We start from the raw sequence: 12,382 nt of genomic DNA on the forward strand, positions 1-12,382 counted from the left end.
CCTGAGCCAGGATCAAACTCTCCAAAGAATTTGATATAGCTCGAAATTGACGAAGCTTGCGCTTCATTCAAAAATTGTAAAACTTTTTTGCCTCATCGTTCAGTTTTCAAAGACCAAATCTGTCGTGTTAGCGACTTTTTAATAATAGCGATTTGACTACCGAAAGTCAACCACTTTTTATTATTTTTTTGTCATCTGTTAGTTGTTCGAGGAACAACATCAGCGACGTTTATTAATATATCAGCCTCGTCCATACCCGTCAACTGTTTTTCTAAAAAAACTTTATCAAATTTCTTATCAACCTGATTTTCATTCTTTTCACACTAAAAAAAGCGCCTCTATTTTGACAGAGACGCCTTCCTACATTGTTTTATGAAGATTTTGTCGACATTTGTTTTCCTTTTTTCCCAGTCGATTGAGATGTTTGCTGTCCTGATTGCTGGAAACGGTGTAACATCAACACTTGATAAGCATTCGCAAATACTAAAGTAGCCAACGCCGGCCATAGCAAAGCAATATCATCTGTAGCCTGCAAAGCCGGAATCCATTCAATCAGTGTAATGACGATCATTAAGAAGAGGGTCGGAATGAAAGCACTCGCATTTGTTTGTTTCGCCTTACTAGCTGCAACCAACCAGGCGATCACCACTAGCACAACCATCTCTCCCACGTATCTCCACATATGACCACTGTCGAAAGCGAGCATCCGCAAATACACAGCATCAAAGAGTGCAAACACAATCAATAGCACTTGGACCCGATTCCATAGTCGGGGGCCTCGGAAGATATCTAACCCTACACGATGGACAATTAGATAAGAAAAGAACCCCATCATACTGATTCCTGTCCATGTGCTGGAGTAACTTAGCGCTGTGACAATCGCTTCCCAAGAATGACTAACTAAATAACCTGGATTCGCTAATAGGTTCATAATGAACCCAAACAACGACCCGAATACGAGCGTTGTCCAAAACAAACGTAAAAAGCCTTGTACTTTCATCTTTTACCGATTCACCCTTCTATTTGTTGAATGACTGCCTGCGCTAACTCGTCATATGTGTTTTCGAACGGATGCCCATCCCGATAAACAGACGGTGCAAAATCTTCCTCGTTCTCATACGGTTGACCGAGAGGAATTTGAGCAAGCAACTTGCTCTTCAGCGCTTCCGACAATTTTTCTCCGCCTCCGTATCCGAAGACGTATTCTTTCTCACCTGTCAGCTTACTTTCAAAGTAAGCCATATTTTCGATAATCCCGAGAAGCTTATGGTTCGTCTTAATGGCCATCGCTCCAGCACGTGCCGCGACAAAAGCTGCGGTCGCGTGAGGTGTCGTGACGATCAATTCTTGACAGGACGGGAGCATTGAGTGAATATCAAGCGCGACATCCCCTGTTCCCGGTGGTAAATCAAGAAGAAGATAGTCGAGATCTCCCCACTCCACGTCATTGAAGAAGTTGTTCAGCATTTTCCCTAACATTGGTCCACGCCAAATGACCGGTGCGTTGTCTTCTACAAAGAAGCCCATTGAAATCACTTTAACCCCAAACCGGTCAACCGGAATGATTTTTTCCCCACGGACGACCGGGCGCTCTTCGATCCCTAACATATCCGGAACGCTGAACCCGTAAATATCCGCATCAATCAATCCGACTTTCTTTCCAGCCCGGGCTAAAGCGACTGCCAAGTTAACAGAAACAGTCGATTTCCCGACGCCGCCTTTACCTGAAGCAATCGCGATAAATGTCGTCCCCGAGTTTTCCCGGAGAATTGCCGGTTTAGTTGCCTCTTTCAAACTCTCATCATTCAATGCCTCAAAACGAAGGCCGACCGTCTTAAATCCTTTCCCCTTAAGCAGTGTGACGATTTCTTGTTGCAACTGAAGCTGTTCCCCGCTCCCCGTCTGCCCAAGCGCCACTTTCACACTGACATAATCCTCTTTAATACGGACGTCTTTTACCCCCGCAGTATCTCCAAGCGTTCGGTTGATCGTTGGATCAACGAGCCCCGCTAATTCCTCACGTACTTGATCTACTGTAAGCATTTCGCTTCCCCCTTCTATCTGTTTCGATATCAGTATATCAAAAAAAGCGTTTTCTTGACGGGTTCGGAATCGACTATTTCAAACAAAAAACTCTCCACCCAAAAGGATGGAGAGTTCGAACCACATCGCGAAGATTAACGCTTCGAGAATTGTGGTGCGCGACGAGCTGCTTTAAGACCGTATTTTTTACGTTCTTTCATACGAGCGTCACGAGTTAAGAAGCCTTTTTCTTTGAGGCTTGGACGGAATTCTGGGTCCGCTTGAAGAAGCGCACGTGATACGCCGTGGCGAATCGCTCCAGCTTGTCCAGTGTATCCACCACCGTTAACGTTAACGATTACATCGTATTTACCTTCTGTTTCAGTCAATACGAGTGGTGATTTAGCCATCATGATTAAAGTCTCATGACCGAAGTATTCTGAGATATCGCGGCCATTTACAACAACTTTACCGTCACCTGCAACGAGGTGAACGCGAGCCACCGAGTGTTTGCGGCGGCCTGTTCCGTAGTAACGTACATCTGCCATCGTTTAGTTCCTCCCTGTGTCTCGATTAACCGCGAAGTTCGTAAACTTCTGGTTTTTGTGCTTCGTGTTTGTGTTCAGCTCCAGCGTAAACGTGGAGTTTGTTGAATTGTTGACGACCGAGTGATCCTTTTGGAAGCATCCCTTTGATCGCGAGTTCAAGCATACGCTCTGGACGTTTTGCAAGAAGCTCTTTTGCAGTTTGTGATTTCAAACCGCCTGGGTGACCTGAATGACGGTAGTAGATCTTGTCATTCAACTTGTTACCAGTCAATTTGATTTTCTCAGCGTTGATGATGATGACGTGGTCTCCGCAATCAACGTGTGGTGTGAAAGTCGGCTTGTGCTTACCGCGAAGAAGTGATGCTACTTCACTAGTCAAACGACCGAGTGTTTTGCCTTCTGCGTCGATAAGGAGCCATTTGCGTTCTACTTCAGATGCTTTAGCCATGAATGTTGTGCGCATGTGGAATACCTCCTAGAAATGTCTGTTCACTTAATTTTTTTGATGCTTTATCATAATCCTAGTTTACGGGGCTAAGATTGTGGTTCATCTCTAAATGTGAAAATGAAATGCCAATGAATATAATACGATTTTATAGAGGGAATGTCAATCTACTTTTTCATAATTCACATTCCATAAATACAAGCCATGGGGCGGTGCCGTAATCCCGGCCACCCGGCGGTCTCGTGCAGCTAACATCCGACTGATGTCTGCCGGCTCATATTTGCCTCTCCCAACCTCTATAAGCGTCCCAACCATAATCCGTACTTGGTTGTAGAGAAAGCCTGACCCGATAAAACGGAAAATCAACTCGCCTTCCGTCTCAAGAAGCTCAGCCGCATAGATTGTGCGAACGCGATCGACAACTTCTGCTTTCGTGACGGAAAAAGAAGTAAAGTCGTGCGTCCCGACCAATAACCGAATGGCTTGACGAATCCGCTCGACATCCAGGGGATAGGTCACAGTGACCGCATAGTGACGACGAAACGGATCGTCTTCCTGTCTTACGACATAGCGATACTCTTTTCGCTTGGCGCCGTATCGTGCATGAAATGACGCGTCTACTTCTTCGGCATCTTTAACCAAAATATCGTCCGGAAGCATAGCATTCAACGCTTTGACGAAACGGTCAGCCGGCATCCCTAACGAAGTATCAAAATGGAGGACTTGACCTAACGCATGGACACGTGCGTCCGTTCGACCTGAAGCCACAACTTTCACTTTGCCTCCATGCATCCGGGTCAGTACAGCCTCTATTTCAGCCTGAATTGTATTGCCGTTCGGCTGAACCTGATACCCTGCGTAGTTTGTTCCGTCATAGGAAATGGTTAATTTGATTCGTCTCATCCAATCCCTCTCAATCCAAACAAAATGAGCGTAATGACGACAAACGAAAGAAGTAACGCCGTATCACGCCGATGCCACGTCATTTCACGAAGCCGCGTTCTTCCTTCACCCCCACGGTACCCCCTTGCTTCCATCGCCGTAGCGAGGTCCTCAGCGCGCTTAAACGCCGAAATGAATAAAGGAATCAAAAGCGGGATGACTCCTTTTAAACGAGATTTCCATGGACCGCTCATCAAATCGACGCCCCGTGCTTGTTGCGCCTTCATGATCCGTTCGGTCTCATCCGCCAAAGTAGGCAAAAAACGTAATGAAATCGACAGCATCAGTGCAATCTCATGGGCCGGAACCCGGAATCGTTCGAACGGACGGAGTCCCGCCTCTATAGAATCCGTCAATTCCATCGGAGTGGTCGTCAACGTAACGAGTGTCGTCAACATCACAAGATAGAAGAAACGAAGCGAAACAATCAATCCCATGCGAATCCCTTCAGAATAAATTTTGAAAGGCCCCCAATCCACCAAGAGCGTCCCATCCCGGTTAAAGAAGAGCTGGAGCAGCAAGGTAAACCCGATCAGGAATAAGATCATCTTAAGACCATTCCATAAATAGCGCCAAGACAATTGAGATAGTTTGACAGCAATTAGCGTAAACGTCAGTAAAAACAGGTTTGTCCATAGGTTATCCGCTAAAAACACGACCGGGATAAACCCGAGGATGAAGAGCGTCTTGGCTCGCGCATCGAGTGAGTGAAGCCAGGAGTGACCCGGTATATACTGCCCGATAATCATGAGACCCCTCCTTCAATCTGTGAGGCGATCCAGTCAGCCAGCTCGGTCTCCGTCCTTACGAAAGGTACTTCGGTTACACCGAAGGCTGGAGCGACATCACGGGCCAATCGCAGCACATGTGGAATATCGAGTTGAAGTTCACGCACAAGCGACTCATCCTGAAACAACTCGAACGGGTTGCCGTCAAAGGCGACCTGTCCTTTTTCCATGACCACGACACGTTCCGCATAGGCGAGCACGTCATCCATGTCATGTGACACAAGAATCAAAGTCAAATTCAACTCTTCTCTTAAACGTTTAAAGAGCGAGAGCATATCGCGTCTCCCAATCGGATCAAGTCCGGCTGTCGGTTCATCGACGATGAGCACATCGGGACGGCTCGCTAAGACGCCTGCAATCGCGACACGGCGCATCTGCCCCCCTGAGAGATCGAATGGGGAACGTTCCCATAGCGATTCATCTAATCCGACGAGACGAAGTGCCTCATGGGCACGCTCTTTCGCTTCGGCTTCTGTCGCGCCAAAGTTGCGCGGACCGAACATCACGTCGCGTTCGACCGTCTCTTCAAATAATTGATGTTCAGGATATTGAAAGACGAGCCCAACGCGGCGCCGAAGCGGTAAGAGGTTCTGTTTTTTGTCACGACGCGATCGGATTGGCGTCACGATGAGATCATCCACCACAACGCGCCCTTTCGTCGGTCGCAGGAGTCCGTTCATGTGCTGAACGAGCGTCGACTTCCCGGACCCGGTATGTCCAAGAAACGCAACAAGCGCTCCCGACGGAATGGTTACATTCACATCGCGCAGCGCGGTTCGTTCAAACGGAGTATTTAATTGATATTGATACGTCACTTCTTCAATGCGTATTGGCATAGATGGTTCACCAACTCCGAATGTTGTAGCATCAGACGATCGAGTGGAATGCCTCGTTCCTTCAGTTCGAGTTGCATCCGTACAATGAACGGGACATCCAGTTGGATGGCACGTAACGCTTCCGGATGTTGAAACACGTCTTCAGGTGTTCCGGTCATTGCGATTTTCCCTTTGGACAATGCAATGATACGGTCGGCAAACAATACTTCGTCGAGCTCGTGGGTAATGGCAACGACAGTCATCCCTTCCGAGACGAGCTGTTGCACCGTTTGTAACACCTCTTGCCGCCCAATTGGGTCAAGCATCGAGGTCGCTTCATCGAGCACGAGGACATGCGGGCGCATTGCGAGAGCCGCAGCAATCGCAACGCGCTGCTTTTGTCCACCGGATAACTGATGCGGTTCACGGTCCGCTAGTTCCGATAATCCAACGCGCGCTAGACTGTCATCAATTCGACGAACCATTTCTTGACGTGGAAGTCCCATGTTTTCGAGAGAGAATGCCACATCATCGCGCACGGTCGCCCCGACAAATTGATTGTCAGGATTTTGAAAGACGACCCCGATCCGTGTTCGAACGTCCCACACGTCTGTGGCGTTCGATGGATCGAGTGTCTCTACGCGGACTTCTCCTTGTTCAGGAATAAGAAGTCCGTTCCACAGCTTTGTCAGTGTCGACTTGCCGGAACCGTTATGACCGACAATCGCGAGCCATTCCCCTTTGTATACATCGAGCGACAAGCCATCTAAGGCCGGCTCGGTTTGTCCAGGGTAACGAAACACGATCTCTCGTACCATAATTTGTGATTCCATGGGTCGACTCCTTTCCGATGTGGAAACAGGGCAATACGTCACCGCATGCCCTGTTGACTGCCTAATAAATTAGACGAGTTCGATGATTACAACTTCTGCACCATCGCCGCGGCGTGGGCCGACTTTCATGATGCGTGTGTATCCACCTTGACGTTCAGCGTAGCGTGGAGCCACGTCTTCGAACAATTTTTGGATAGCGTCTTTTTCTCCAGCGTTCTCTTTACGAACGAATGAAGCTACTTGACGACGGGCATGAAGATCGCCACGTTTCCCAAGAGTGATCAATTTTTCAACGACTGGGCGAAGTTCTTTCGCTTTTTGTTCAGTTGTTTGAATGCGCTCGTTGATGATTAGGTCAGTTGCAAGATCACGCAAAAGCGCCTTGCGTTGCGAGCTTGTACGGCCAAGTTTCGAATAAGCCATTACATTTCCCTCCTTCGGTTGAACTTAGTCTTCTTTACGCAAGCCCAAACCGAGTTCGTCCAACTTGTGTTGAACTTCTTCGAGTGATTTACGTCCGAGGTTACGAACTTTCATCATCTCTTCCTCTGATTTGTTTGCGAGTTCTTGAACAGTGTTGATGCCAGCGCGCTTCAAGCAGTTGTACGAGCGAACAGAGAGATCGAGTTCTTCAATCGTCATTTCGAGTACTTTTTCTTTTTGGTCTTCTTCTTTCTCGACCATGATTTCTGCATTGAGAGCTTCATCTGTCAATCCAACGAAGATGTTCAAGTGTTCTGTCAAAATTTTAGCGCCTAATGATACAGCTTCTTCCGGACGAATTGAACCATCTGTCCACACGTCTAATAAAAGCTTATCAAAGCTTGCATCTTGACCGACACGTGTTTTATCTACTTCGTAGTTCACGCGTTGAATCGGTGTATAGATCGAATCGATTGGAATGACCCCAATCGGCATATCATCACGTTTGTTATCTTCTGCCTGGACGTAACCACGACCACGGCGAGCAGTCAAACGCATGCGAAGCGTCGCGTTGTCAGCGAGAGTCGCGATGTGGAGCTCAGGATTCAAGATTTCAACGTCGCTATCATGGGTAATGTCTGCCGCAGTGACAGCACCGGCACTTGAAACGTTAATCTCAAGCGTTTTCTCTTCTTCCGAGTACACCTTGAGTGCTAACTTCTTGAGGTTTAATACGATTTGAGTCACGTCTTCGACGACACCGTCAATCGTAGAGAACTCGTGAAGCACGCCATCGATTTGAACCGCTGTTACCGCTGCCCCTGGGAGCGATGACAATAGAATTCGACGTAGTGAGTTACCGAGAGTAGTGCCATATCCACGTTCAAGCGGTTCCACTACGAATTTACCGAACGTAGCATCCTCGCTGATTTCGACCGTTTCGATCTTTGGTTTTTCAATCTCGATCATCTGAACCCCTCCTTGAGTATATCCTGCCGTGCAGTTTGAACTGCTTAGTATAAGCTGTCGTGCTAGGTGAGCCCTTCACACGCTCAGGCGATTATACGCGGCGACGTTTTGGAGGGCGGCAACCGTTGTGCGGAACTGGAGTTACGTCACGGATTGCAGTTACTTCGAGACCAGTAGCTTGGAGTGCACGGATAGCCGCTTCACGTCCAGCACCAGGACCTTTAACGTTTACTTCAACTGTACGCATACCGTTGTCCATTGCAACTTTTGCTGCAGTTTCAGCAGCCATTTGTGCTGCGAATGGAGTCGATTTACGTGATCCGCGGAATCCGAGGTTACCAGAAGTAGCCCATGAGATTGCGTTACCTTGCGTATCAGTGATTGTAATGATTGTGTTGTTGAATGTAGAACGGATGTGTACGATTCCGGATTCAACATGTTTTTTAACTTTACGTTTTGAACGTACGTTTTGCTTACGTTTCGCCATTGTTCAATTCCCTCCTTTACTTCTTCTTGTTCGCTACTGTACGGCGTGGGCCTTTACGAGTACGCGAGTTGTTCTTCGTGTTTTGACCGCGAACAGGGAGACTACGGCGATGACGGATACCGCGGTATGCGCCGATCTCGATCAAACGTTTGATGTTAAGTGAAACTTCACGACGAAGGTCACCTTCAACTTTGATTCCGTCAATTGCTTCACGGATACGGTTGAGTTCATCTTCTGTAAGGTCGCGTGTGCGTGTCTCTTCTGATACGTTAGCAGCCTTCAAAATTTCTTGTGCTTTTGTTTTACCAATACCATAGATGTATGTGAGCGAAATAACGATACGTTTTTCGCGTGGAATATCTACACCAGCAATACGTGCCATGTGTGCACCTCCTCTGAAATTAACCTTGTTTTTGTTTGTGTTTCGGGTTTTCGCAAATTACCATTACTTTACCCTTACGGCGAATAACTTTACATTTTTCGCAAATCGGTTTTACCGACGGTCTTACTTTCATGAGTATACCCTCCTCCTGGAAAAATCGGAGTTACTTATAACGGTACGTAATCCGCCCGCGTGTCAAGTCGTATGGAGACAACTCAACCGTTACGCGGTCACCTGGAAGGATTCGAATGTAGTGCATTCGAATTTTCCCTGAGACGTGCGCGAGCACCGTGTGGCCGTTTTCTAACTCCACTTTAAACATTGCGTTCGGAAGTGGTTCGACAACAGTGCCTTCCACTTCAATGACATCTTGTTTCGCCATCATTCATTCCCCTTTCTATATGAAGATCTTTAGGAGCACAGACGATCTATTGTCTACTACTGTGAGAGAAGGATCCATGGCGGATCAGTATGAAACAATAGAGCCTCATTCACCGGAATCGAGTTTCGTTAAAATCTCGTATCCATCGTCTGTGATGGCGATGGTGTGCTCAAAGTGGGCGCACATGCTACCGTCCACTGTGACAACTGTCCAGTTATCAGCCAGTGTTCGAACATAGCGTTGACCAGCATTAACCATTGGTTCAATGGCTAACGTCATCCCAGTCTTCAGGCGTGGCCCTTTCCCCGGTGGACCATAGTGAGGAATTTGCGGTGCTTCGTGCAAATTTTGTCCAACACCATGACCTACGTATTCGCGGACGACAGAAAAATCATGTGATTCAACATAAGCTTGAATCGCATGCGAAATATCTGTCAATCGCACTCCAGCCTTGGCGTGCTCCAATCCTTTATACAGACTTTCTTCGGTTACGTCAAGTAGCCGCTGTGTCTCTTCCGAGATTGTTCCCACTGGATAGGTCCAAGCGGAATCTCCATGGTATCCGTTATAGTTGGCACCGATATCAATGGAGATAATATCTCCATCATTCAATACCCGTTTTCCTGGAATGCCATGAACAAGCTCTTCGTTCACCGAAGCGCAAACACTACCGGTAAAACCGTTATAGCCTTTGAACGATGGCGTCGCACCTTGGCTGCGAATGTAATCTTCCGCAATCCGGTCGAGCTCAAGCGTCGTGATTCCTGGTTTAATGTGCTCTTTGAGCACCTGGTGCGTTCGAGCAACAATTTGCCCAGCCTCACGCATAATCGCAATTTCACGAGGCGTCTTCGTGATGATCATTCAGTATCACCGAGTAAAACTTTGACATCGGTATAAACGACATCGATTGGACGATCTCCATCCAATGTACGAAGATACCCTTTTTCAGCGTAAAAGTCAATGAGTGGTTTCGATTGCTCGATGTTGACGTCAAGGCGACGGCGAACCGTTTCCTCTTTATCGTCTTCACGTTGCATGAGAGCCGACCCATCCACATCACAAATCCCTTCCACTTTTGGTGGGTTGAAGATGACGTGATATGTCGCACCACATGTTGGACAGATCCAACGACCTGTTAAACGTGGTACGAGAATTTCCGCATCCACATCGATATTGATGACATGGTCAATCTGTTTTCCCAAATCTTTAAGCAAACTTTCGAGTGCCTCTGCTTGAGCAACAGTACGCGGGAATCCATCGAGCAAGAAGCCTTTTTCGGTATCATCTTGGCTAAGGCGTTCACGTACGATTCCGATTGTTACCTCATCCGGTACGAGTTCACCTTTATCCATATATGACTTGGCTTCTTTACCGAGTGGCGTTCCGCCTTTGATTGCCGCACGAAACATGTCGCCTGTCGAAATGTGAGGGATTTGGTACTCTTCAACGATTTTCGCTGCTTGAGTCCCTTTCCCAGCACCCGGTAAGCCCATGAGTACTAGATTCATCTCGGTTAGCCTCCAGTTTTGATTTTCACGAAGGGCTTGTAAACACGACAGGAAGGAAGGGTGGACCCTTCCTTCCGCTTTAACGGATAAAGCCTCTATAGTGTCGTTTTACAAGTTGACTCTCGATTTGTTTCATCGTTTCAAGCGCTACCCCGATGACGATCAGTAAGCTTGTACCTCCGATTTGAACCGAAGTCGGCAAACCGGCAAGTTTAATGAAGATGGTCGGCATAATCGCTACGAGCGATAAGAAAATCGCTCCGAAGAAAGTCAATCGATAAAGCAACTTCGTGATGTACTGTTCTGTTTGCGCCCCAGGACGAATCCCAGGAATATAACCACCTTGCTTCTGCAAGTTTTCCGCCATTTGTTCCGGGTTCACCTGAACAAATGTATAGAAGTAAGAGAACGCTACAATCAATGCGACGTAAATGGACATTCCGATCGGTGCCGTTGTGTCAAAGTACGATTGCAATTTTTGTGTCGTCTCTGCAGAAGCAACGAAGCTTGCAACAGTTGGTGGTGTTACCATGAAGGAAATCGCGAAGATTACCGGGATAACACCTGCAGCGTTTAACTTGATTGGCAAGTGCGTCGACTGTCCGCCCACAGGGGTACGGTTCGCCGTGCGTTTTGCATATTGGATTGGAATTTTGCGTGCCGCTTGTTGAACATAAATGATCCCCATCGTCACTGCCAAAATAACAAGTGCCAATACAACCAAGTAAACAATGTTAATGAACAATGCATCTCCAGCGTTTTGGAGTTTTGTTTCATAAATCTGCGTGAAGATTCTTGGGAAACCGGCGACGATCCCAGTGAAGATGATGATGGAAATACCATTCCCAACACCTTTCTCTGTCGTCATTTCGCCGAGGAACATCAAGAACGCTGTACCCGCAGTGAGTACAATCGCGATCACAAAGTAAGTGGCCGTCCCCCACGTCTCATTGACGAGACCTGGGTAAAGACGGTTAAATCCGAACGACAACGAAGTCGCTTGGACAAAGCCTAAGATGATCGTCCCATAGCGCGTGACCGTTGCTAACTTCTTACGGCCCGCCTCTCCTTGTTTTGCCCATTCGGCAAACTTTGGAACGACGTCCATTTGTAAGAGTTGAACAACGATCGATGCCGTGATGTACGGCATGATCCCCATTGCGAACAATGAGAAGTTCTGTAAAGCATTTCCTCCAAACAAGTTCACGAAGTCTAAAAGACCTCCTGAGTCAAAACGCAACACATCCGTATTCACCATCGGCACCGGGATATGAGCCCCGATGCGGAAAATGATGATGATTGCGAGTGTGAAGAGAATACGCTGTCGAATATCTTTCACGCGCCACATATTGGAGATCGTCTGAAACATCAGATCACCTCAACTGTACCGCCAGCTGCTTCGATCGCTTCTTTCGCTGCACCCGAGAACTTGTTGGCTTTTACAGTCAATTTAGTTTCAAGCTTGCCGTTAGCAAGTACTTTGATTCCGTCTTTAGCAGAGCTGACGACACCAGTCTCGATTAAGAGTTCTGGAGTAACTTCAGTACCTGCCTCGAAACGGTTAAGCGTGTCTAGGGAAACAACCGCGTACTCTTTACGAGTTGGGTTGTTGAAACCGCGTTTTGGAAGACGACGGTAAAGTGGGTTTTGTCCACCTTCAAATCCTGGACGAACGCCACCGCCCGAACGAGCTTTTTGACCTTTGTGTCCACGGCCAGAAGTTTTACCGTTACCAGTCGCCATACCGCGACCGACACGGTTACGTTCGTGACGTGAACCTGGAGTTGGCTTCAATTCATGGAGTTTCATAGTGGCACCTCCTTATTTATTAAAAT

Annotated in this window: 18 protein-coding genes; all 18 read right to left on the minus strand. The window is 47.5% G+C overall.

Going from position 1 to position 12,382, the window contains the following annotated elements:
* Positions 1 to 370 precede the first annotated feature (370 nt).
* On the minus strand, positions 371 to 1,000 hold the full coding sequence (locus KNP03_RS12690; RefSeq protein ID WP_214829822.1) for a KinB-signaling pathway activation protein: 630 nt from the start codon (positions 998 to 1,000) through the stop codon (positions 371 to 373).
* Between the two features lie 11 nt (positions 1,001 to 1,011).
* A complete protein-coding gene (locus KNP03_RS12695; RefSeq protein WP_214829824.1) occupies positions 1,012 to 2,043 on the minus strand; it encodes a P-loop NTPase in 1,032 nt (343 codons plus the stop codon).
* Positions 2,044 to 2,177: 134 nt separating this feature from the next.
* Entirely contained in the window at positions 2,178 to 2,570 is a 393-nt protein-coding gene (rpsI, locus tag KNP03_RS12700; RefSeq protein WP_012727644.1) for a 30S ribosomal protein S9, read from the minus strand.
* 25 nt (positions 2,571 to 2,595) lie between these two features.
* On the minus strand, positions 2,596 to 3,033 hold the full coding sequence (gene rplM / locus KNP03_RS12705; protein ID WP_012727645.1) for a 50S ribosomal protein L13: 438 nt from the start codon (positions 3,031 to 3,033) through the stop codon (positions 2,596 to 2,598).
* 144 nt (positions 3,034 to 3,177) lie between these two features.
* A complete protein-coding gene (gene truA / locus KNP03_RS12710) occupies positions 3,178 to 3,918 on the minus strand; it encodes a tRNA pseudouridine(38-40) synthase TruA (RefSeq protein WP_214829826.1) in 741 nt (246 codons plus the stop codon).
* On the minus strand, positions 3,915 to 4,706 hold the full coding sequence (locus tag KNP03_RS12715) for an energy-coupling factor transporter transmembrane component T family protein (RefSeq protein ID WP_214829828.1): 792 nt from the start codon (positions 4,704 to 4,706) through the stop codon (positions 3,915 to 3,917). The genes truA and KNP03_RS12715 overlap by 4 nt, the downstream gene beginning before the upstream one ends.
* Positions 4,703 to 5,581, minus strand: a complete 879-nt coding sequence (locus KNP03_RS12720) for an energy-coupling factor transporter ATPase (RefSeq protein WP_214829830.1) — start codon at positions 5,579 to 5,581, stop codon at positions 4,703 to 4,705. Before KNP03_RS12720 ends, KNP03_RS12715 begins: the two co-directional genes overlap by 4 nt.
* Entirely contained in the window at positions 5,557 to 6,393 is an 837-nt protein-coding gene (locus tag KNP03_RS12725; RefSeq protein WP_214829833.1) for an energy-coupling factor transporter ATPase, read from the minus strand. Before KNP03_RS12725 ends, KNP03_RS12720 begins: the two co-directional genes overlap by 25 nt.
* A gap of 69 nt (positions 6,394 to 6,462) precedes the next feature.
* Positions 6,463 to 6,816, minus strand: coding sequence for a 50S ribosomal protein L17 (gene rplQ, locus KNP03_RS12730; protein ID WP_012727650.1), 354 nt, complete (start codon positions 6,814 to 6,816; stop codon positions 6,463 to 6,465).
* Positions 6,817 to 6,840: 24 nt separating this feature from the next.
* The gene (locus KNP03_RS12735; protein ID WP_012727651.1) at positions 6,841 to 7,785 is read right to left on the minus strand and encodes a DNA-directed RNA polymerase subunit alpha; all 945 of its coding nucleotides are present in this window, start codon (positions 7,783 to 7,785) and stop codon (positions 6,841 to 6,843) included.
* A gap of 91 nt (positions 7,786 to 7,876) precedes the next feature.
* Positions 7,877 to 8,272, minus strand: a complete 396-nt coding sequence (gene rpsK, locus KNP03_RS12740; RefSeq protein ID WP_214829837.1) for a 30S ribosomal protein S11 — start codon at positions 8,270 to 8,272, stop codon at positions 7,877 to 7,879.
* 16 nt (positions 8,273 to 8,288) lie between these two features.
* Entirely contained in the window at positions 8,289 to 8,654 is a 366-nt protein-coding gene (rpsM, locus tag KNP03_RS12745; protein ID WP_012727653.1) for a 30S ribosomal protein S13, read from the minus strand.
* A gap of 19 nt (positions 8,655 to 8,673) precedes the next feature.
* On the minus strand, positions 8,674 to 8,787 hold the full coding sequence (gene rpmJ, locus KNP03_RS12750; protein WP_003156543.1) for a 50S ribosomal protein L36: 114 nt from the start codon (positions 8,785 to 8,787) through the stop codon (positions 8,674 to 8,676).
* 30 nt (positions 8,788 to 8,817) lie between these two features.
* Positions 8,818 to 9,036: a translation initiation factor IF-1 gene (gene infA / locus KNP03_RS12755; RefSeq protein ID WP_021066622.1), complete on the minus strand. Its 219-nt coding sequence runs from the start codon at positions 9,034 to 9,036 to the stop codon at positions 8,818 to 8,820.
* 105 nt (positions 9,037 to 9,141) lie between these two features.
* The gene (gene map, locus KNP03_RS12760) at positions 9,142 to 9,900 is read right to left on the minus strand and encodes a type I methionyl aminopeptidase (protein WP_214829840.1); all 759 of its coding nucleotides are present in this window, start codon (positions 9,898 to 9,900) and stop codon (positions 9,142 to 9,144) included.
* Entirely contained in the window at positions 9,897 to 10,547 is a 651-nt protein-coding gene (locus KNP03_RS12765) for an adenylate kinase (RefSeq protein ID WP_214829843.1), read from the minus strand. The genes map and KNP03_RS12765 overlap by 4 nt, the downstream gene beginning before the upstream one ends.
* Before the next feature lie 79 nt (positions 10,548 to 10,626).
* Positions 10,627 to 11,916, minus strand: a complete 1,290-nt coding sequence (gene secY, locus KNP03_RS12770; protein ID WP_214829846.1) for a preprotein translocase subunit SecY — start codon at positions 11,914 to 11,916, stop codon at positions 10,627 to 10,629.
* On the minus strand, positions 11,916 to 12,356 hold the full coding sequence (gene rplO, locus KNP03_RS12775; protein WP_012727658.1) for a 50S ribosomal protein L15: 441 nt from the start codon (positions 12,354 to 12,356) through the stop codon (positions 11,916 to 11,918). Before rplO ends, secY begins: the two co-directional genes overlap by 1 nt.
* Between the last annotated feature and the right edge of the window lie 26 nt (positions 12,357 to 12,382).

The organism is Exiguobacterium algae (assembly GCF_018617875.1).
Lineage (GTDB): Bacteria > Bacillota > Bacilli > Exiguobacteriales > Exiguobacteriaceae > Exiguobacterium > Exiguobacterium algae.

Excerpts from the sequence above, each read along its gene's own strand:
- KNP03_RS12690 (WP_214829822.1), bottom strand. The coding sequence starts at position 1,000 with ATGAAAGTACAAGGCTTTTTACGTTTGTTTTGGACAACGCTCGTATTC.
- KNP03_RS12695 (WP_214829824.1), bottom strand. The coding sequence starts at position 2,043 with ATGCTTACAGTAGATCAAGTACGTGAGGAATTAGCGGGGCTCGTTGAT.
- rpsI (WP_012727644.1), bottom strand. The coding sequence starts at position 2,570 with ATGGCAGATGTACGTTACTACGGAACAGGCCGCCGCAAACACTCGGTG.
- rplM (WP_012727645.1), bottom strand. The coding sequence starts at position 3,033 with ATGCGCACAACATTCATGGCTAAAGCATCTGAAGTAGAACGCAAATGG.
- truA (WP_214829826.1), bottom strand. The coding sequence starts at position 3,918 with ATGAGACGAATCAAATTAACCATTTCCTATGACGGAACAAACTACGCA.
- KNP03_RS12715 (WP_214829828.1), bottom strand. The coding sequence starts at position 4,706 with ATGATTATCGGGCAGTATATACCGGGTCACTCCTGGCTTCACTCACTC.
- KNP03_RS12720 (WP_214829830.1), bottom strand. The coding sequence starts at position 5,581 with ATGCCAATACGCATTGAAGAAGTGACGTATCAATATCAATTAAATACT.
- KNP03_RS12725 (WP_214829833.1), bottom strand. The coding sequence starts at position 6,393 with ATGGAATCACAAATTATGGTACGAGAGATCGTGTTTCGTTACCCTGGA.
- rplQ (WP_012727650.1), bottom strand. The coding sequence starts at position 6,816 with ATGGCTTATTCGAAACTTGGCCGTACAAGCTCGCAACGCAAGGCGCTT.
- KNP03_RS12735 (WP_012727651.1), bottom strand. The coding sequence starts at position 7,785 with ATGATCGAGATTGAAAAACCAAAGATCGAAACGGTCGAAATCAGCGAG.
- rpsK (WP_214829837.1), bottom strand. The coding sequence starts at position 8,272 with ATGGCGAAACGTAAGCAAAACGTACGTTCAAAACGTAAAGTTAAAAAA.
- rpsM (WP_012727653.1), bottom strand. The coding sequence starts at position 8,654 with ATGGCACGTATTGCTGGTGTAGATATTCCACGCGAAAAACGTATCGTT.
- rpmJ (WP_003156543.1), bottom strand. The coding sequence starts at position 8,787 with ATGAAAGTAAGACCGTCGGTAAAACCGATTTGCGAAAAATGTAAAGTT.
- infA (WP_021066622.1), bottom strand. The coding sequence starts at position 9,036 with ATGGCGAAACAAGATGTCATTGAAGTGGAAGGCACTGTTGTCGAACCA.
- map (WP_214829840.1), bottom strand. The coding sequence starts at position 9,900 with ATGATCATCACGAAGACGCCTCGTGAAATTGCGATTATGCGTGAGGCT.
- KNP03_RS12765 (WP_214829843.1), bottom strand. The coding sequence starts at position 10,547 with ATGAATCTAGTACTCATGGGCTTACCGGGTGCTGGGAAAGGGACTCAA.
- secY (WP_214829846.1), bottom strand. The coding sequence starts at position 11,916 with ATGTTTCAGACGATCTCCAATATGTGGCGCGTGAAAGATATTCGACAG.
- rplO (WP_012727658.1), bottom strand. The coding sequence starts at position 12,356 with ATGAAACTCCATGAATTGAAGCCAACTCCAGGTTCACGTCACGAACGT.